This window comes from Synechococcus sp. LTW-R (genome assembly GCF_014217875.1).
Classification (GTDB): domain Bacteria; phylum Cyanobacteriota; class Cyanobacteriia; order PCC-6307; family Cyanobiaceae; genus Vulcanococcus.
Genome location: NZ_CP059060.1, coordinates 337,712 through 354,721 on the forward strand (window position 1 = coordinate 337,712; position 17,010 = coordinate 354,721).

The following is a 17,010-nucleotide window of genomic DNA, read 5'->3' on the forward strand; positions in this document are numbered from 1 at the left end:
TGCGCCGCGGGCGAGAGCCGGTACCGTCCGGCCATCCCCGCAGGATTGCCCGTGGCTGCTAAGCGCTCTGCCCCTTCTGCGTCCGCGAAGGGCGCTGCTCCCGTTCAAGACGGCGGCGATCTCAACGCGGATCAGGCGCTGGCACTCGTCAGCATGACCCTGATGCAGAAACTGGCAGCTCAAGGCGAGTTGCCTTGGGTCTGGAACGAGGCTGAGGACGGCGGTTCCTGTGACATCGCCGGTCTGCGCCAACGCCTGGAGCTGACCCAGCTCGCCCTGCGAACCGGTGCCCCTCTGACCACCGCCGAGGTGACCTATTTGATGGGTGCCCGCCCCAGCAGCGCTGAGGTGGAGCGCGGTGGCCTGCATGCCCGCCGCATCAGCCGCAACGTCTGGAAGCTGGCCCAGGTCTCCGGCGCCCAGCAGGCTCGCGGTGAAGTCACCAGCTTTGCAAGCTTCAACGACGGCCGCCGTCGTTTCGCCTGATCAAGTCCATTCGCCGCCTGCGCTGATCTCCTGATCCCAGGCGGCGATCAGTTCGTCTTTCAGTGTTTCCGCCTGCAGCAGAGCGCTCTCGAGCCCTCCCCACCAGTTGATGAGTGCCACCGGGACTGGCATGGCGTTGCATTCCAGCTCGTATGACTGGATTTGATCCTCAGCATCAATGAGGACACAGATGCTGAACTCCAGCAGCCCGCTGGGCCAGGGGTGCAGCGAAACCGTTGTCACGGCGCCCAGGTCAATGCTCCACCAAGGGGCGTCCGGTGGGACCTTGGGAACACCGGCAGGCAGGTCAAGTTTGGCCCAACCCCGCAGGACCAGTTGTTCCAGTAGGTCGTTGAGGTTGGAGCGCATGGACAGCCCCTGATGGGGTGTCTTTGTCATGGCACGGGCCATGGGCTGCCAGCAAGCGCAGATCCGGCCATGGTGAGCCCAGTTGCGCGCCACAGGGGTGCTCTCGTTTGCCCGTCGCCTGTTGGGGCGTCCCCTGCCGCGCGCGGAGGCTGATGCCCAGCGGCTCCCCAGCCTGATTGCGCTGCCGATCCTGTCCTCGGATGCCCTCTCCTCGGTGGCCTATGCGACCGAGGCGGCCCTGGGGGTGTTGCTACTGGCCGGCAGTGCAGCCCTTGGCTGGTCCCTGCCAATCACGGTCTGCATCGTGGGGCTGATCGCCATCGTGGTGCTCTCCTACCGGCAGGCGATCGAGGCCTATCCCGAGGGTGGTGGTTCCTATGTGGTGGCCCGGGAGAACCTCGGCCCCATGGCGGGGCTGGTGGCGGCGGCGGCACTGCTGGTGGATTACATCCTCACCGCGGCGGTGAGCCTGATGGCGGCGGTTCAGGCCTTGAGCTCGCTGCTGCCAAGCTTGCTGCCCCATGAAACCAGCCTGTCGCTGTTGCTGCTGGCCCTGGTGGGGTGGGCGAATTTGCGTGGCCTCAAGGAGGCCGGGCGGCTGTTTGTTCTGCCCACCTATTCCTTCGTGGTGATGGTGGGACTGCTGGCTGTCTTTGGTCTGCAGAACCTCGTCTTTGCCCATGGCTTCCGCCCGGATGCGCCACCGGCGGTGGCGGCCCTGGAGCCCTTGGGCCTGTTTTTGATCCTGCGGGCCTTCAGCGCCGGCTGTTCGGCCATGACCGGCATCGAAGCGATTGCCAATGGCGTGAAGGTCTTTCGTGAGCCCTCGGCCAAGCGCGCCCAGCGCACCTTGCTCGTGATGGGAGTCCTTTTGGCCCTGCTGTTCCTGGCCGTGAGCGGTTTGGCCTTTCTCTATGGGATTGCTCCGAACCCCGATCGCACGGTGCTGGCCCAGATCGGTCTGCGGGTGTTTGGCCCGAGCAACCCCCTCTACTGGTGCCTGCAGATCAGCACTCTGTTGATCCTCGGTTTGGCGGCCAACACGGCGTTTTCCGGTTTCCCGCGCTTGGCGGCCCTGCTCGCCCAGGACCGCTATCTGCCCCGCCAAATGGCCTGGCTTGGGGATCGCCTGGTGTTCCAGAACGGCATCGGCCTGCTGCTGTTGGTGTCAGCGCTGGTGATCGTGGTCTGCCGCGGCAACACCAATGTCGCGATCAATCTCTACGCCTTGGGCGTGTTCTTGGCCTTCACCCTCTCCCAGGCGGGTCTGGTGCGGCACTGGTGGTGCAGGCGTGGCTCTGGCTGGCGTGGGCGGCTGGCGATGAATGCCCTGGGGGCGATCACGACCGGTCTGGTCTTTGCGGTGATCGTCCTGAGCAAATTCGATGAGGGCGCCTGGATCGTGGTGCTGTTGCTGCCGCTCATGGTCTGGGGACTGGGCGGGATCGGCCGCCGCTACGAACGGGTTTACGACGCGATCGAACTGCAGCCCGGGGAGGACATCTCGGTGCGATGGCCGGATCGTCAGGACGTGTTGGAGAACCAGAGCATCGTCTGGCTGGCGTCCTGGAGCCGTCCCACGCTGGAGGCCTTGCGCTACGCCGCCCAGGTCTCGGATCGGGTGATTGGCGTGTGGGTCTGTGAACCGAATGACGACTTTGAGGCGTTGCGCCAGCGTTGGCATCGCCTCGTCGGCGATGCGCCTCAATTTGAGTTGCGCCTGCTGGAGAGTCCCTTCGCGTCGTTGATCGATCCTTTTGCCCAGTTCGTGGCGGAGGAGGAAGCCCGCTGCCCGGAGAGTCAATTCACGATCGTGATGCCGATGGCGATTCCCCGGCGGCGGTTTGATCACCTCCTGCTCAACCAGCGTGGCCTGAACATGCGGGAGGCCCTCAACGAACGGCGCAGCCGGGTGTTCACCCTGGTGCGCTACTTCCCTCCGGCCTAGAGCTGCTCCAAGCAGGACTGCAGCGCGTCGTAGCACTGCTGCAGTTGGGCATCGCTCGTGCACAGGGGCGGCAGCAGGTAGACGACGTTGCCCAGGGGTCGGAGATAGACCCCCTGCTCGATGCAGTGGCGCTGGACGACCTTGCCGATCGGGTTCAGGTAACTGGTCTCGCCAGCCTCGATCTCGAAAGCGGCCACGGTGCCGGTGCAGCGGACGTCCTGCACCTTGGGGTGCTGTGCGAGGGCCTCGAGATGCGGTTGATGGCGCGCCTCAAAACCCGTGTAGGCCTGTGGGTTGGCCTCCAGCAGATCCAGGCTGGCGAGAGCTGCGGCGCAACCCAAGGGGTTCGCGGTGAAGCTGTGGCCGTGGAAAAAGGTGGCGGTGGGCTCGCTCTCGCTGATGAAGCCGGCGTAGATGCGCTCACTGGCCATGGTCACGGCCATCGGTAAGAAACCGCCGGTGAGTCCTTTGGAGAGGGCCACCAGGTCAGGTTGAATCCCGGCACGCTGGCAGGCAAAGAGCGCCCCGGTCCGGCCGAAGCCGGTCATCACCTCATCGGCAATGAACAGGGCCCCGCTGGCTTGGACTTCCTCGGCAACGGCCTTCAGGAATTGAGGGCGCACCATGCGCATGCCGGCGGCCCCCTGGATGAGGGGTTCGACGATCAGGGCGGCGGTGGGGGTCTGGAGGGCTTCGCGTAGGGCCGTGAGGGCGGCCGCCTCCCGCTCATCGATGCTCGTATCACCCCAGTGGGTGGCCGGCCAGGGCAGTCGGGTGACATCGAAGAGCAGCTCTTCGAAGGCTTCGGTGAAGACCGAGCGATCGCCGACGGCCATCGCCCCAAAAGTGTCGCCGTGATAGGCCCCTTCAAAGGCGATCAATTGGCGGCGTTCACTGCCTTGGTTGCGCCACCACTGCCAGGCCATTTTCAGTGCCACCTCGACGGCGCTGGAGCCGTTGTCGGAGAAGAAGAGCCGCTCCAGACCGGTGTGGGCACTGAGTCGGTTGGCGAGTTGTTCGGCGGGCCCGTGGCTGAAGTTGGCGAAGATCACCTGCTCGAGCGCATGGGCTTGGCGCCCAATGGCGGCCGCGATGCTCGGTTCGGCGTGGCCATGGAGGGTGACCCACCAACTGCTGATGGCATCGATCAGCGCACGGCCGTCTTCGAGTTCCAGCAGTGACCCCTGGGCCCGCACCACCCGTTGGGGCGCGTCGCTGTGCGCCACCTGGGTGATCGGGTGCCAGAGGTGGGGATGCCAATCCATGGCTTAAGCGATGGCGCTGACGGCCTGCTGTAGGGCCAGGCGACGGTCCAAGCCGGTGCGCTCCGGGGGCAATTTCTTGTAGAGCCCGAGCTTCTCGAGGCGACGCTTGGTGGTGCCTGTGGCCCCAACCACAAAGACCTCGCGGCCCTTCTCGATGGCCTCTTCGACGGCGTTCTCCACGGCCAGGGCGGCAGTGACCCCGAGGTGGGAGACCTCGGTGAGGTCGAAGACCACGGCGCGGCAATCCCCGATGGCGTTGTGCTCGCGGCCGATGGCCTTAGCGACACCGAAGATCATCGCCCCGTTGAGCTGGAAGAGCAGGACTTGACCGCGGGCGGCATCGAGCAGTTGACGTTCTTCGTCGCTGATCTCGAGGTCGCCGTCACCGGTGCTGATCGACTTAACGCTCTTGCTTTGCAGGGCGCTCATCTTGTCGATTGTGAGGATGTTGGCGATGAAGACGCCGACGCCCACGGCGGCGATCAGGTCCACCAGAACGGTGAGAGCAATCACCAGATACATGATCAGCGCACCGCTGATCGAGATGCGGTGGGCGCGCTGGATGAAGCCCCAGTCGACGATGTCGACACCGACCTTCAAGGCGATGCCCGCGAGGACGGCTTGAGGGATCCGGGCGGCCACGCCGGTGAGGGCGAGGATCACCACCATCAAGATCAGGGCGCGGCTGATGCCCGAGAGGGCGCTGCGGCCGCCGCTCTGGATGTTGACGACAGTGCCCATGGTGGCGCCGGCGCCGGGCAGGCCACCGAAGAGGCCGGAGGCGAGGTTGCCGAGGCCTTGGCCAATCAGTTCTTTGTTGGAGTTGTGCTCGGTGCGGGTGATGCTGTCGGCCACCACCGAGGTCAGCAGAGCATCGATGCAGCCGAGCATGCCCAGCACGGCCGCGTCCACGAACATCAGCTGCAATTCGCCCAGCTCAAAGTGGGGGATCTGCAGGGCGGGGAATCCCGAGGCGATTTCCCCGATGCGGCGGATCTCTTCGCCGCCGCCGCCCGAGAGCAGCGTCAGGGAGAGCACGGTGCCCACCACCAGGGCAATCAGTTGCGGGGGCGCAATTTTTTTGACGGCCGCCGGGGTCAACCAGAGGATCGCCATGGTGATCAGCGCCAGGCTGATCTCGGTGGGCCGCGCGTTGGCCAGCAGTTGGGGCAAGTTATTGAGGGTGCCCATCACGCCGCCTTTGGGGCTGGCCTGACCGAGGAAGGGTCCCAGCTGGAGGATGATCAGGATCAGGCCGATCCCACTCATGAAGCCCGAGATGACCGTGTAGGGCATCTGGGTCACGTAGCGACCGAGCCGCAGCAGACCAAAGACGATCTGAAAGACGCCCGCGAGCATCACCACGGTGAAGGCCATCGCTAGGCCGTGCTCGGGGTTGCGGGCGGTCAAGCTCGCAATCACGGTCGTCATCACCACGGTCATCGGACCGGTGGGCTCCGAGATCAGGCTCGGGGTGCCGCCAAACAGGGCCGCAAAGAGGCCCACCAGCACAGCGCCCCAGAGGCCAGCGGCCGCTCCGGCTCCAGAAGCGACGCCGAAGGCCAAGGCCATGGGCAGGGCGATCACCGCGGCGGTGACACCGCCGAAGAGATCCCCTTTGATGTTGTTGGTGCTGATCTGATTCAGCAGGCGAAAACTTGACGCTCTTGGGGAGGTCGACGCCGGGGTCATGACCGCTGCGAGTGGGGGCAAGACGCTACGTCTGAGCCGAATCATTTGGGGCTTGGCCGGCAGCCCGTGAGCGAATCGGTCATCCTGAAGTCACTACCTTTCTGCGACCCATGGGCGAGCCCACCAGCCTGGCGGCCCTGGAGGCCAGCTTTGAGCGGGAAGCGCGCCTGGATCAGTCCTATGTCGTGCTGACGGTGGCGGCGAGCTTGATTGCCACCCTGGGGCTGTTGGCTGATAGCGCTGCGGTGGTGATCGGGGCGATGTTGATTGCCCCCTGGATCCTGCCCCTGCGCAGTGCCTCCTTCGCGATCTTGGAGGGCCGGTTGGCACTCGTGGGTCGGGCCCTCCTGACCTTGGCGGTGGGGGTGGCGATCACGGTGTTGACCTCAGCGGCCCTGGGCTTGGTGGCCAACCTGCCTGTGCTCGGCGATGAGGTGCTCGGACGCACAACCCCCAACCTGCTGGATTTGGGAATTGCCCTGGTCGCGGGCTCGGTGGCCACCTATGGCCGCCTCAAACCGGAAGCGGTCTCCTCGGTGGCAGGAACGGCCATCGCGGTGGCCCTGGTGCCGCCGGTCTGCGTGCTCGGATTGCTGCTGGCGTTGCAGCAATGGGACCCCGCCAAGGGGGCGGCCTTGCTGTTTGCCGCCAACCTGCTCGGCATCCTGTCGGGGGGCCTGCTGACGTTGGTGGCCACCCAGGCGAGCCTGCGCCAGCAGCTGTTCCGCAGCCAGATGGGGCTGGTCAGTTTGCTGCTGACCGGCCTGCTCTTGATCCCGCTGACGGGTGGCTTTGTCACGCTGCTGGGTCAAGCGCAGCAGCGGCAGGCCCTGGAAGAGGTGGAGCGGGCGATTACCGAGAGCCTGCGTAAAAACACCATCACCTTGGGCCGGGATTCTGAGCTCACTGACGTGAAGATCGATTGGAGCCAGAACCCGCCCTTGATCAAGGCGGCGGTGCGGGTGAGCCGGCCGAACTTGCCAACCCCCAAGCAGGTCGCGGCCGTTCAGGACTTCATTAATAAGACCCAGAAATTCCGTTATCGGCTTCTGGTGCAGCGGGTTTCGATCGATGTGATCGGTCCTGAAACCGAACCCAACCCGGAGCCGATCCCGGTGGAGGAACCCAAGGAGCAGGCGCCCGAACCGGTTGAGCCGGCCCCGGTGCCTCCGACTCCTCCCGTGACGGCCCCGGCTCCGCCCGCTTAACGCTCAGGAGACATTTCGGCTGTTCTGTGCACAATTGGGCCAGTCCGCTGCTGGCCATGCCTGACGCCCTCACCTTCCTGGAGATCGTGGCCGGCATCTCGCTTCTCTTTGGCGGGGGAGAGTTGTTCGTGGCAGGGGCCGTGGCGCTCTCGCTGCTGCTCGGCATCCCCCAGATCGTCATTGGTTTGACGGTGGTTGCCTTTGGCACCAGCGCCCCTGAGTTGTTTGTGAGCCTGCTCTCGACCCTTCAGGGCAGCTCAGGCGGTGATTCGATTGCCGTGAGCAATGTTCTGGGCTCGAACATCTTCAATGTGATGGTGGTGCTGGGCGCGAGCGCGGCGATCACGTCCCTGCGGGTGCGCAGTCGCTTAGTCCGGCGTGATGTGCCCCTGTTGCTCGCGGTGTCGATGGCCACGTGGGCCATGGCTTCATCCGGCAGCTTCACCTGGGTTGCGGGTCTGGCCCTGTTGACGGCCCTGGTGATCACCCTCGTGTGGGAAGTCCGCTCAGCCCGGGAAGACCACGAGGAAGGCCTCGATGATATTGATGCGGAGGGGGCTTCAACCACTCCGGTGGCCCTGTTCAAGTTGGCCGTGGGCCTGGCGCTGCTGGTGGTGGGGTCCCAAGTGCTGATCAAAGGGGCGATCGCGGCGGCCCAAACCCTGGGGGTCAGCGAGGCGGTCATTGGTCTGACGATCGTCTCGGCCGGAACCTCGATGCCTGAGCTGGTGACCTCCCTTGTGGCGGCCTATCGGGGCAAGGCGGACTTGGCCATCGGCAACGTGGTGGGCAGCAACCTTCTGAACCAACTGCTGATCCTTGGGCTCTGTGCCTTGTTCTCTGGTCAGGACGGTCTGCTGGTCAGCCCGGAGCTGCTCCGCCGTGACTTCCCTGTCATGGTGCTGACGACCCTGGCCTGCCTGCCGATTTTCTGGAGTGGCGGCGTGATCAACCGCCTGGAAGGTTGGTTGTTGCTCGGGGCCTATGGCCTCTATCTGATTGAGCAGATCCTGAGCAGCACTGCGGCACCAGGTATCGATGAATTCAGGCTCTTTGTCCTGGTGGCGGTCCTGCCGCTGGTTCTCGTTTTCCTCACCTGGACCTCTCTGCGTTGGATGCAGCAGCGCAAGGCCGCTGGCTAGAGAGGCGGCGCTTCAGTTCAGAACAACGCTCGGGAGCATGGAGACGCTGAGCCCAGCCGCGGTGGCGTCGCTGTAGAGACTCTCGCTGCTCTCCCGGTTCAGATTCACCTTGCCGGAGCAAATCAGCTCCCAGGTGTCATTGGCGAAATGGGTTTGCAGCCAAAGCATCCCCAGAACACTGCGGTGTTTGAGGTTGTAGCTCGCTCCGACGGACGTCAGGGTGATGTCCATGGCCCAAAAAAAACCTCCCCCTATTCCAGGGGGAGGCGTCGGATGCTGATGTATCAACGCGAACCAAAATCAAAAGCCTTGGTTTTGCTGCGTGATCAGCCCTGGTTGACTTGGGCCGCGGCGTCCGCCTGACGGTGGTGGTAGTGGTGGCCGCGGTACTGGAGGTCGACGGAGGCGTCGACGGCAGCGGCTTCGTGGCGTAGAGGGGCCTCGAAGTGCTGGCCCCGGTAAGCGTGCTCAACAGGGATGGCGGCGGGCTGTTCGTGGCTGGCGGTGTCGTAGCTGACGCCCCGGTATTGCAGTTTGCTCATGGTGGTCATCGGGCCTCGAAGGGTCGGTGGGTTGTCCGCTTCGTGGGAAGGAGCGTTGCTTCGCCTTGCGGTGGGCTACTTCCGGTGGAGCCAGGCCCAGAGGGGGCTCCCTCAACGTTTTGTCCTTCTGCAGCATTTCTAGCGGAATAGGAATGTTCACAGTGAACAAAATCTGTGTATCTGTACTTTTTGTAATATTGTGTGTGATTTCTCGAACATCTTTCCTTCATATTCGTTCCGGTGGCTCGGTCGTCTTTTCGAGTCAAATTGCTAATTTGTAGCGACTGCCACCTTGACGGGGTTGGTTGATGCGGAACATTGGGTCTAATGGCGGTTATCCGTCATCCACCCAGCGACTGCTTTTTGATGACTGTTGCTTCTGCATCTCGGCCTCGGCCGAAGAGCCTGCAGGAAGCGAGTTTGCTTGAGGGACCGCAGCTCCTGCTCCGCAAGGTGCGAGGTTTTTCCTCTGGCCGCTCGTTGACCTGGTTGGCCTGTGTACCCCTGGCTCTCTTCGGTCTGGGTGTCTTCAACCTTTCAGCTCACGCAACCGAGTTGCCAGAGCTCAATGCAGCCTTCTTGGCTAACAACATGTGGCTCTTGGTGGCCACGATCCTGGTGATCTTCATGAACGCCGGTTTCGCCATGGTCGAAGCCGGGATGTGCCGACAGAAGAACGCCGTCAACATTCTCGCCAAGAACCTCTTCGTGTTCGCCCTTGCGGTGACCGCCTATTGGTTCATTGGTTACTCACTCATGTACGGCGGCTCCGTCGCTGACGGCTGGTTCTATTTCAACGGCCTGTTCTTTGACCCCACTGTCACCGCTGAGATGGTGACTGACGGAAGTCTGGTCCCCACCGTTGACTTCCTCTTCCAGGCCGCTTTCGCGGGCACCGCTGCCACGATCGTTTCCGGTTTGGTTGCTGAGCGCGTCAAGTTCGGTGAGTTCGTGATCTTCGCTCTCGTCCTGACCGCGTTTATTTACCCGATCTCCGGCTCCTGGCAGTGGAACGGCGGCTGGCTGAGCGAGCTCGGCTTCATTGACTTCGCTGGCTCCTCCATCGTTCACTCCGTTGGGGCTTGGGCCGGTCTGGTGGGCGCCATGCTGCTTGGCCCCCGCATCGGCAAGTTCGTGGGCGGTAAGCCTCAGGCCATCCCTGGCCACAACATGTCGATTGCAACCCTCGGCGCGCTAATCCTTTGGATTGGCTGGTACGGCTTTAACCCCGGCTCTGAGCTGGCGATGGACCAGTACGTGCCCTACGTGGCAGTGACCACCACCCTGGCTGCTGCTGGCGGTGCCATTGCGGCCACCATCGTCTCGACCCTGACCTCGGGTAAGCCTGACCTGACGATGATCATCAACGGCATCCTGGCCGGTCTGGTGAGCATCACCGCAGGTTGCGGCAACATGACCCTGGTGGGTTCTTGGGTTGCCGGTGCCGTGGGTGGCATCATCGTCGTCTTCGCGGTCTCCGCACTCGACGCCGCTGGCATCGACGATCCCGTTGGCGCCTTCTCCGTGCACGGTGTGTGCGGAGTTTGGGGCACCCTTGTGATCGGCCTTTGGGGCGTGGATGGCATGGATGTGGGCTCCGCCGGCATCGGGCTTCTCAATGGTGGCGGCATCAGCCAGCTGGGTATCCAGGCCCTGGGCTGTGCGGCCTATGCCATTTGGACCATCGTCACCTGCTGGATTGCTTGGTCGGTGATCGGCGGTCTGTTTGGTGGCATCCGCGTCACCGAGCAAGAAGAGATCGAAGGTCTCGACATCGGCGAGCACGGCATGGAGGCTTACCCCGATTTCGCCTCGGCGAAGTGATTCTCTGACCGGTACTCCCTGGGCCCGCTTCGGCGGGCCTTTTTTATTGGCCGGCTGTACTGGCCTGTCAGCATGCAAGCCAACGGCCGTCCAGCTCTTGCCCTGCCCGCGCTGCGGTGCTCGCTTGATCACCAAAACCGAGCAGCCGCCTGTGCGCTTGGTTTGCGTGGAGTGCCGGCAGGTGCTGCCCCAGAACGCCCAGGTGCCAATCATCACCTTGGTGGTCCGTCACTTTTGGGGCGTGACGCTGCTGTTCGGCTTCGTGGTGGTTCCACTGCTGGTAATGAGCCTTTCGCCGTGGATTGAGCGGGTCCCCCGGGCGCCCCGCACCCACTTGAGCACCACTAGATGAAGTACATCGCCTGAGCCTGGAGGCGCGCATCCCGCTGTGCGAGGAGATCCGCCAGGGTTGTGGACTCCAGCAGCGTTCGCCGCTGGTCCGTGAGCTGAGTGTCGAGGGCGTGCAGCACCTGTCGCTCCAGACTCGGTTGAACCGCCTGCTCCGGTTCAGATCTGCCCTCCAGGCAGTCGAGCACCTCGCTGAGATGGATCGTTGCGGCGGGTCGGGTCAGTTGGTAGCCCCCCCTGGGGCCGCGGCTGCTGTTGAGCAGGCCCTCTTTGCGCAGGCTGGTCAGCAGCTGCTCGAGGTAGCGCTCGGGAATGTCCTGGCGCTGGGCGATGGCGGAGACCTGCAGCCGTCCTCCTCGGGCCTCGATGCCAGCGAGTTCAAGTAGGGCCAGGAGCCCGTAGCGGGTTTTGGCGTTGAAGGACAACGGCGCGACTTGGGTTGATTCCACGGTAAAGCACTTGGGAATTGTTAGTGCGTGGTTCCCTTTTGGCTATTGGCTTCTGCTATCCCTTTTCCCTTCGGGTCGTAGTTCCCGACCTCATTGCCGTATTTCTTGACCTGTAGGCTGAATGCCTTGCCCGATCGCCCCTGTCTTGGCTGATCTTGTTGCTGCCGCTCTGCAGCCCGAAGCATTGATCACGCTGCTGGTGCTGATCGGCTCGGTCGTGCTGTTTGTGTCCGGTTGGCTGGCCCCGGATCTCACGGGCCTGCTGGCCGCCGGGTTGCTCGTCAGCTTTCACGTGATTGAGCCGAGGGAGGCCCTGGAGGGCTTTGGCAGCCCGGCCCTGATCACCCTGGCGGGTCTGTTTGCGATTTCCGCGGGATTGTTCCGCAGTGGTGGTTTGGATCGCCTGCGGGCCTTGATTGGCTCCGATGCGATTCGCAGCCCCAAGCGAATGATCGCCCTAATGGTGACTGTGGTCGGCCCCGTTTCTGCGGTGGTCCCCAACACCCCGATCGTGGCCAGCCTGCTGCCGGTGGTCGAGGGCTGGTGCAAGCGCCGCCGCATTTCCCCGTCGAAGGTGCTGCTCCCCTTGTCCTTTGCGACGGTGCTCGGGGGCACCATCACCCTGCTGGGCAGTTCGGTGAACCTTTTGGCCAGTGAGGTCAGCAGCCGTCTGGGTTACGGCAGTTTTGGCCTGTTCAGCTTTACCCCGATTGGCTTGGGGGTCTGGTTGCTGGGCGGCTCCTTGATGGTGCTGCTCGCCGATCGCTTTCTGCCGGACCGGGGGCGCGATGACGATGACCTGATCGCCGATCTCTCCAGCAGTGGCTATTTGACGGAGGTCAAGATTCCCCTGGGCTCGGAGCTGATCGGTCAATCGCTCCATGCCACCCGTCTGCAACGGCGCTTTGACCTCGACGTCCTCGAGCTCCACCGCGGCACGGAGCGCTTCATGCCGCCCTTGGCCGATCGCACGTTGATGCTGGGTGATCGCTTGCTGCTGCGCTGCAACCGCGACGACCTGCTGCGGCTGCAGCAGGACCACACGGTGGTGCTGGCCCCCACGCCCGAGCAGCCGGTGAGCTTGGAGCAAGACAACAGCCAGCGAATGGTGGAAGTGCTGTTGCCTTCGGGCTCCACCTTGGCTGGCGATTGCCTGCGGGATTTGCGCTTCAGGCAGCGCTACAACGCCACGGTCCTTGCGTTGCGCCGCGGCAATGCCGTGCTGCGGGAACGGCTGGGCCGGGCTCAATTGCGTGAGGGCGATGTTCTCCTGCTGCAGGGGCCGAAGGACGCCATCCGTGGCCTTCAGGCCAACAACGACTTGGTCGTCCTCGAGCAGCTGGAGAAAGATCTGCCGACGGTGAGCCGCAAGTGCGTGGCTCTGCTGATTGCCGCCCTGGTGTTGCTGCTGCCCAGTTTTGAGGTCATCCCCCTGGTCGCGTCCGTCCTGCTGGGCACGGTGGCGATGGTGGTGACGGGGTGCCTGCGGGCCGGTGAATTGCAGCGGGTGGTGCGCCTGGACGTCCTCGTGCTCTTGGGCTCCTTGGCCAGCTTCAGCGTCGCCCTGGAGAAAACGGGCTTGGCCTCGGCCCTCGCCCAGGCGTTGTTGCTCGGCCTCAGCAGTTGGCCGGTCTACGGCGCGATGGTGGCGGTCTTCCTCTTCACGGTGGCCCTGACGGAGGTGATGAGCAACGCCGCCACCGTGGCGATGTTGATTCCGATCGCCGGTCAATTGGCCCAGGGGTTGGGCTTGCCGCCGATGGCGCTGATCTACATCGTGCTGTTCGGCGCCAGCCAGAGCTTTCTCAGCCCCGTCGGCTACCAAACCAACCTGATGGTTTATGGCCCGGGTCGCTATCGCTTCTTGGACGTCTCCCGCTACGGCTTCCCCCTCACCATCGCCATGGCCATCGCTGTGCCCTGGATGGTCTGCCGTTGGTTCGGGCTGTAGAACGTGGGTCTCCAGATCCGAAAGACTCTTCAATGAGCGGGCCCAAGTCGTGGCTGAGGCGCCTGCGTCAGTGGTTGCTTTGGCTATGGCATCACGAGGCCACGGTCGGTCAGAAGGCCCGCGGTTTAGCCGCCGGCGTCTTCATGGGCTGTTTCCCCATCTTTGGCTTGCAGACCCTGCTGGGCATTGCCCTGGCCAGCCTGGTGCGCGGCAACCACATCCTCGCGGCGGCGGGCACCTGGATCAGTAATCCCCTGACCTACATCCCCCTCTACTGGTTCAACTACGCCGTGGGCTGCAGGGTGCTGGGTCCAGGCCCCGCCTTGCCGTCTCTTGAGGTGCTTCAGCAGGGGGGACTCTTGGAGCTGGGCCTGGCGATGAGTTCCCGCCTGTTGCTCGGATCCACCCTGGTGGGATTGGCCAGTGCGGGCCTCTTTGGTGGGCTCTATTGGTGGTTGCTCAGGCGCAGTAAGGGCGCCAGCTCCCACACCTAACCCTCGCTGGGCACCCGCTTCCAGCCGGCCAGCACGCCAAGGATGTCGGCGGCACTGACCAGGCCGACGAAGGCCCCGAATTCATCCACGACGACCCGGACGGAGCTGCGGTCGCCTCTGCGGAAGCTGGTGAGGAGTCGATCGGCGCGGATCATCTCCGGTACGAACTGCGGCGCATCGCAGAGCTGGCTGATCAGGCGGTAGCCCCCGCCGCTGAGCAGTTCAGCCATGGCCCGCTCACGGCTTTGGACCCCGAGGACCTCATCCACCTCCTCTCCAAGGACCACCCACCAGGCGTCATCGGGGGCATCCAGGATCTCCTGGCGCACCGAGTCCAAGTTGGCGGCGCCGGAGAGGGAGGGGGTGGCAACCCGCGAGACCATCAGGTCCCTGGCGGTGAGGTCATTGAGGGCAAAGACCTTGCCGATCATGGCCGCCTCGTCGGCTTCGATTTGCCCCTGCTGTGAGCCCAGGCGTGCCATCAAGTGGATCTCACGTTCGTTGGTCGTGAGTTCGTTCTTGGCGGTGATGGCCGGCATCAGCTTCTCGAGCACCAGCAGCAGGGGCAGGGTCAGGCGCTCAAGCATCAGCAGGATGCGCGCGGAGACCAACGAGATGGGCATGGCGAAGCTGTTGCCAATCGTCTTCGGCAGGATTTCAGCGAAGAGGATCACGGCCACCGTGAATCCGACGTTGAAGAGCAGCAGCGCCCAGCGCCCCCCGACGGTCTCGAAGACCTGGTTCGCCTGGCTGCCTAGCAGGATGGAGCCGGAGATGTTGAAGAGGTTGTTGATCACCACGAGCAGCACCAGGGCCCGTCCCGGCCGGGCCTTGATCCGCTCCAGGGCCTTGGATCCGGCCACCCGTTGTTGCTTGAGGGTGTGGACCTGAATCGGATTCACCGTCAACATGGCGGCTTCCGTACTGGAGGCCAACGCCGAGCCCACCAGGATCAGCACTGCCATCACCAGCAGCACAACGATCGGATTCATCGACTGGTGGACGCTGCGAGATCGATCGGACCTTACCTACGGTTTGCGGGATGAACCCGTCTTCGAGCAATCCAGTTCGGGCGCTGCAGCGTTGGCGTCAGCAGCTCACGGTGCCGCAATTCACCGTGGTGACGGGTCTGTTGGTGATCGTTCTGGCGACGCTGCTCCTCTCGACGCCCCTCTGCTCCACCAGCAACGTTGGCCTTTGGCAGGCCCTGTTCACGGCCACCTCGGCGATCACCGTGACGGGACTGTCGGTGATCGATGTCGGCGAAGACCTGACCTTCGCCGGGCAGGTGGTGCTGGCCGGGCTGATCATCACCGGCGGTCTCGGCTTGATGGCGATTACGACCTTTCTGCAGGGCTTCGTGCAGGGGCGATCCGGTTTGCGGCATCGCCTCGACAAGGGGCGTTCCCTCGATGAGTTCGGCGTCGGTGGCATTGGCCCCACCTTCCACAGCATCCTGCTGGTGGCCCTCTGTGTGATGGGTCTCGGCACAGTCGTGCTTTACAGCTTTGGCTTCACCGACATCGACGACCCCGGCCGCCGGCTGTGGGCTTCGATGTTCCATGCGATCAGCGCCTACAACAACGCGGGCTTTGGCCTCTGGTCCAACAGCCTGGAGAACTATCGCGATAACCCGGTGGTGACCGGTGTGATCGCCTTGATGATCGTCGTTGGCGGCATTGGCTGGCGGGTGGCCAATGACATCTGGAACAACCGCTTTCGGCTGGGGCGCCTGCGTCGCCTGAGCCTGCACACCCGGCTGGTCATCCGCAGCACGGCCCTACTCATCGCGATTGGCGCGGTGGGTCTGCTCATCACGGAGCATTTCGGCTACGGCGCCTCGGCGATGGAGCCCTACAGCTTTTTGCAGCGCCTTCAGATCGTCCTCTTCCAGTCGATTACGACCCGGACCGCTGGTTTCAACACCATTCCCCTCTCGGCCCATCAGATCACCGATGCCGGCCTGCTCTTGATCATCGTCTTGATGTTCATCGGTGCCAGTCCCGGCGGCACCGGCGGTGGGGTCAAAACGACGACCTTCGCGATCTTGATGGGGGCAACCCGCTCGACCCTGCAGGGCCGTAGCGATGTTCTCTTGCATCGCCGTCAAATCCCTGATGCGACGGTGTTGCGGGCCGTTGGGGTCACCTTGGCGTCGGCCTTGTTCGTGGTGTTGATGGCCCTGACCTTGGGGCTGGGCAATTCCCTCGGACAGCAGCAGGTCCAGTCCTTCAGTTTTCTGGAGAAGCTCTTCACCTGTGTGTCCGCCTTCGGCACGGTCGGTCTGGATCTGGGGGTGACGGCTCACCTGAACCGTTGGGGCCAGTTGGTCTTGATGGTGGGAATGTTCGTGGGACGGGTCGGAATCCTGTTGCTGCTCTCGGCGCTGTATGGCCATCGGCACCAAAGCCGCGTCGGTTATCCCAAAGAGGATTTGTATGTCTAGTGGCTTCACCACTTAGAACAGGGGCGTCGAGCTGAATCAGTGGTTGTGAATCAGTGGTGGCAGTGGAGCGCTGAATCCGGGGTCCGCCGCGGCAGCTTTGCCGTGATCGGAGTCGGACGCTTCGGCTCTTCAGTCTGCTCGGAATTGCTGCAGTCCGGCGCTGAGGTGTTGGCGATTGATTCCAACCAACGCGCCATCGACGAGCTGCGCCAGATCGATCCCGCGATCGAAGCGCGGGTGGTGGACTGCACCGATGAAGAGGCCCTGCGGGCCGCCGGGGTGCTGGACATGGAGACGGTGGTGGTCGCCATGAGCGAACCGCTGGAGGCCAGCGTCACCGCAACCTTGATCTGCAAGGACTCCGAAGGCAGCCGCGTGAAGCAGGTGATCGCCCGGGCCACGAGCGACATCCACATGAAGATGCTCAAGCGGGTTGGTGCAGACCGCGTCGTCTTCCCTTCAAAAATGATGGGTCAGCGCCTGGGGATGGAGCTGGTGCGGCCGAACCTGCTGGAGCAATTGCGATTGGATGACCGCAGCAGCATCGAAGAGATCAAGGTTCCCGAGGTCTTTGTGGGCCATTCCCTGCGGGATCTCAACCTGCGCAAGCACTACAACGTCAATGTGCTGGCGGCGGGCCCGGCGGGTGAGCTGCATGTGAACCCCCCGGCGTCCCATGTCTTGGCGGACGGGGAGCTGCTGGTGGTGATGGGCTCTGAGGACTCCCTGCGGGCGCTGCCGGCCAGCTGACGGCGGGCCTTTGTGCGCTTTCCCTCACCCCGTTAATGACAGCTTGTGCCCAAAGCTCCCCTAACCCCCCGCGGCGGAGCTAGCCCGGGTCGATAG

Annotated in this window: 17 protein-coding genes; 10 read left to right on the forward strand and 7 right to left on the reverse strand. The window is 63.7% G+C overall.

Features of this window, described 5'->3' with window-relative positions; all coding sequences use genetic code 11:
• Window positions 1–51: 51 nt before the first annotated feature.
• On the forward strand, window positions 52–486 hold the full coding sequence (locus H0O22_RS02030) for a hypothetical protein (protein ID WP_185187405.1): 435 nt from the start codon (window positions 52–54) through the stop codon (window positions 484–486).
• Here the strand turns inward: H0O22_RS02030 and H0O22_RS02035 are convergent, their stop codons facing one another.
• Window positions 487–885, reverse strand: coding sequence for a hypothetical protein (locus H0O22_RS02035; protein ID WP_255439410.1), 399 nt, complete (start codon window positions 883–885; stop codon window positions 487–489).
• Between the two features lie 67 nt (window positions 886–952).
• Here H0O22_RS02035 and H0O22_RS02040 point away from each other — a divergent pair, with 67 nt between their 5' ends.
• Window positions 953–2,803, forward strand: coding sequence for an APC family permease (locus H0O22_RS02040; protein ID WP_255439411.1), 1,851 nt, complete (start codon window positions 953–955; stop codon window positions 2,801–2,803).
• On the opposite strand, the gene bioA is transcribed toward H0O22_RS02040, so the two are convergent.
• Together bioA and H0O22_RS02050 are read right to left on the reverse strand one after the other, a co-directional pair.
• Entirely contained in the window at window positions 2,800–4,068 is a 1,269-nt protein-coding gene (gene bioA, locus H0O22_RS02045) for an adenosylmethionine--8-amino-7-oxononanoate transaminase (RefSeq protein ID WP_185187406.1), read from the reverse strand. The two genes, H0O22_RS02040 and bioA, sit on opposite strands and share 4 nt — an antisense overlap.
• 3 nt (window positions 4,069–4,071) lie before the next feature.
• Complete coding sequence (locus H0O22_RS02050; protein WP_255439412.1) at window positions 4,072–5,760, reverse strand: SulP family inorganic anion transporter; 1,689 nt, start codon at window positions 5,758–5,760, stop codon at window positions 4,072–4,074.
• A 110-nt stretch (window positions 5,761–5,870) separates the two neighbouring features.
• Here H0O22_RS02050 and H0O22_RS02055 point away from each other — a divergent pair, with 110 nt between their 5' ends.
• Both H0O22_RS02055 and H0O22_RS02060 read left to right on the forward strand, forming a co-directional pair.
• A complete protein-coding gene (locus tag H0O22_RS02055; protein WP_185187407.1) occupies window positions 5,871–6,968 on the forward strand; it encodes a DUF389 domain-containing protein in 1,098 nt (365 codons plus the stop codon).
• Window positions 6,969–7,024: 56 nt separating this feature from the next.
• Window positions 7,025–8,110, forward strand: coding sequence for a calcium/sodium antiporter (locus H0O22_RS02060; protein ID WP_185187408.1), 1,086 nt, complete (start codon window positions 7,025–7,027; stop codon window positions 8,108–8,110).
• Window positions 8,111–8,122: 12 nt separating this feature from the next.
• On the opposite strand, the gene H0O22_RS02065 is transcribed toward H0O22_RS02060, so the two are convergent.
• Both H0O22_RS02065 and H0O22_RS02070 read right to left on the reverse strand, forming a co-directional pair.
• On the reverse strand, window positions 8,123–8,341 hold the full coding sequence (locus tag H0O22_RS02065) for a hypothetical protein (RefSeq protein WP_185187409.1): 219 nt from the start codon (window positions 8,339–8,341) through the stop codon (window positions 8,123–8,125).
• A gap of 95 nt (window positions 8,342–8,436) precedes the next feature.
• Complete coding sequence (locus tag H0O22_RS02070; protein ID WP_370521461.1) at window positions 8,437–8,652, reverse strand: DUF4278 domain-containing protein; 216 nt, start codon at window positions 8,650–8,652, stop codon at window positions 8,437–8,439.
• Window positions 8,653–9,018: 366 nt separating this feature from the next.
• On the opposite strand from H0O22_RS02070, the gene H0O22_RS02075 reads away from it, so the two are divergent.
• Both H0O22_RS02075 and H0O22_RS02080 read left to right on the forward strand, forming a co-directional pair.
• Entirely contained in the window at window positions 9,019–10,476 is a 1,458-nt protein-coding gene (locus tag H0O22_RS02075) for an ammonium transporter (protein WP_185187411.1), read from the forward strand.
• A gap of 97 nt (window positions 10,477–10,573) precedes the next feature.
• The gene (locus H0O22_RS02080) at window positions 10,574–10,828 is read left to right on the forward strand and encodes a hypothetical protein (protein ID WP_185187412.1); all 255 of its coding nucleotides are present in this window, start codon (window positions 10,574–10,576) and stop codon (window positions 10,826–10,828) included.
• Here H0O22_RS02080 and H0O22_RS02085 read toward each other — a convergent pair.
• Window positions 10,821–11,273 (reverse strand): Rrf2 family transcriptional regulator, encoded by a 453-nt coding sequence (locus tag H0O22_RS02085; RefSeq protein WP_255439413.1) that lies wholly within the window; start codon window positions 11,271–11,273, stop codon window positions 10,821–10,823. The two genes, H0O22_RS02080 and H0O22_RS02085, sit on opposite strands and share 8 nt — an antisense overlap.
• 145 nt (window positions 11,274–11,418) lie before the next feature.
• Between H0O22_RS02085 and H0O22_RS02090 the strand changes: the two genes are divergently transcribed.
• On the forward strand, window positions 11,419–13,224 hold the full coding sequence (locus tag H0O22_RS02090) for an SLC13 family permease (RefSeq protein WP_185187413.1): 1,806 nt from the start codon (window positions 11,419–11,421) through the stop codon (window positions 13,222–13,224).
• A 32-nt stretch (window positions 13,225–13,256) separates the two neighbouring features.
• Entirely contained in the window at window positions 13,257–13,718 is a 462-nt protein-coding gene (locus tag H0O22_RS02095) for a DUF2062 domain-containing protein (RefSeq protein ID WP_185187414.1), read from the forward strand.
• Here the strand turns inward: H0O22_RS02095 and H0O22_RS02100 are convergent.
• Entirely contained in the window at window positions 13,715–14,710 is a 996-nt protein-coding gene (locus H0O22_RS02100; protein WP_185187415.1) for a CNNM domain-containing protein, read from the reverse strand. The genes H0O22_RS02095 and H0O22_RS02100 overlap by 4 nt on opposite strands.
• A gap of 50 nt (window positions 14,711–14,760) precedes the next feature.
• Here H0O22_RS02100 and H0O22_RS02105 point away from each other — a divergent pair, with 50 nt between their 5' ends.
• Both H0O22_RS02105 and H0O22_RS02110 read left to right on the forward strand, forming a co-directional pair.
• A complete protein-coding gene (locus H0O22_RS02105) occupies window positions 14,761–16,164 on the forward strand; it encodes a TrkH family potassium uptake protein (protein ID WP_185187416.1) in 1,404 nt (467 codons plus the stop codon).
• Between the two features lie 45 nt (window positions 16,165–16,209).
• Window positions 16,210–16,914, forward strand: coding sequence for a TrkA family potassium uptake protein (locus H0O22_RS02110; protein WP_185188227.1), 705 nt, complete (start codon window positions 16,210–16,212; stop codon window positions 16,912–16,914).
• Window positions 16,915–17,010 lie beyond the last annotated feature (96 nt).

What these genes read in the sequence shown, in the direction of transcription:
- H0O22_RS02035 (WP_255439410.1), bottom strand. Translation starts at nt 885, where the DNA reads ATGACAAAGACACCCCATCAGGGGCTGTCCATGCGCTCCAACCTCAAC.
- bioA (WP_185187406.1), bottom strand. Translation starts at nt 4,068, where the DNA reads ATGGATTGGCATCCCCACCTCTGGCACCCGATCACCCAGGTGGCGCAC.
- H0O22_RS02050 (WP_255439412.1), bottom strand. Translation starts at nt 5,760, where the DNA reads ATGACCCCGGCGTCGACCTCCCCAAGAGCGTCAAGTTTTCGCCTGCTG.
- H0O22_RS02055 (WP_185187407.1), top strand. Translation starts at nt 5,871, where the DNA reads ATGGGCGAGCCCACCAGCCTGGCGGCCCTGGAGGCCAGCTTTGAGCGG.
- H0O22_RS02060 (WP_185187408.1), top strand. Translation starts at nt 7,025, where the DNA reads ATGCCTGACGCCCTCACCTTCCTGGAGATCGTGGCCGGCATCTCGCTT.
- H0O22_RS02065 (WP_185187409.1), bottom strand. Translation starts at nt 8,341, where the DNA reads ATGGACATCACCCTGACGTCCGTCGGAGCGAGCTACAACCTCAAACAC.
- H0O22_RS02070 (WP_370521461.1), bottom strand. Translation starts at nt 8,652, where the DNA reads ATGAGCAAACTGCAATACCGGGGCGTCAGCTACGACACCGCCAGCCAC.
- H0O22_RS02075 (WP_185187411.1), top strand. Translation starts at nt 9,019, where the DNA reads ATGACTGTTGCTTCTGCATCTCGGCCTCGGCCGAAGAGCCTGCAGGAA.
- H0O22_RS02095 (WP_185187414.1), top strand. Translation starts at nt 13,257, where the DNA reads ATGAGCGGGCCCAAGTCGTGGCTGAGGCGCCTGCGTCAGTGGTTGCTT.
- H0O22_RS02100 (WP_185187415.1), bottom strand. Translation starts at nt 14,710, where the DNA reads ATGAATCCGATCGTTGTGCTGCTGGTGATGGCAGTGCTGATCCTGGTG.
- H0O22_RS02105 (WP_185187416.1), top strand. Translation starts at nt 14,761, where the DNA reads ATGAACCCGTCTTCGAGCAATCCAGTTCGGGCGCTGCAGCGTTGGCGT.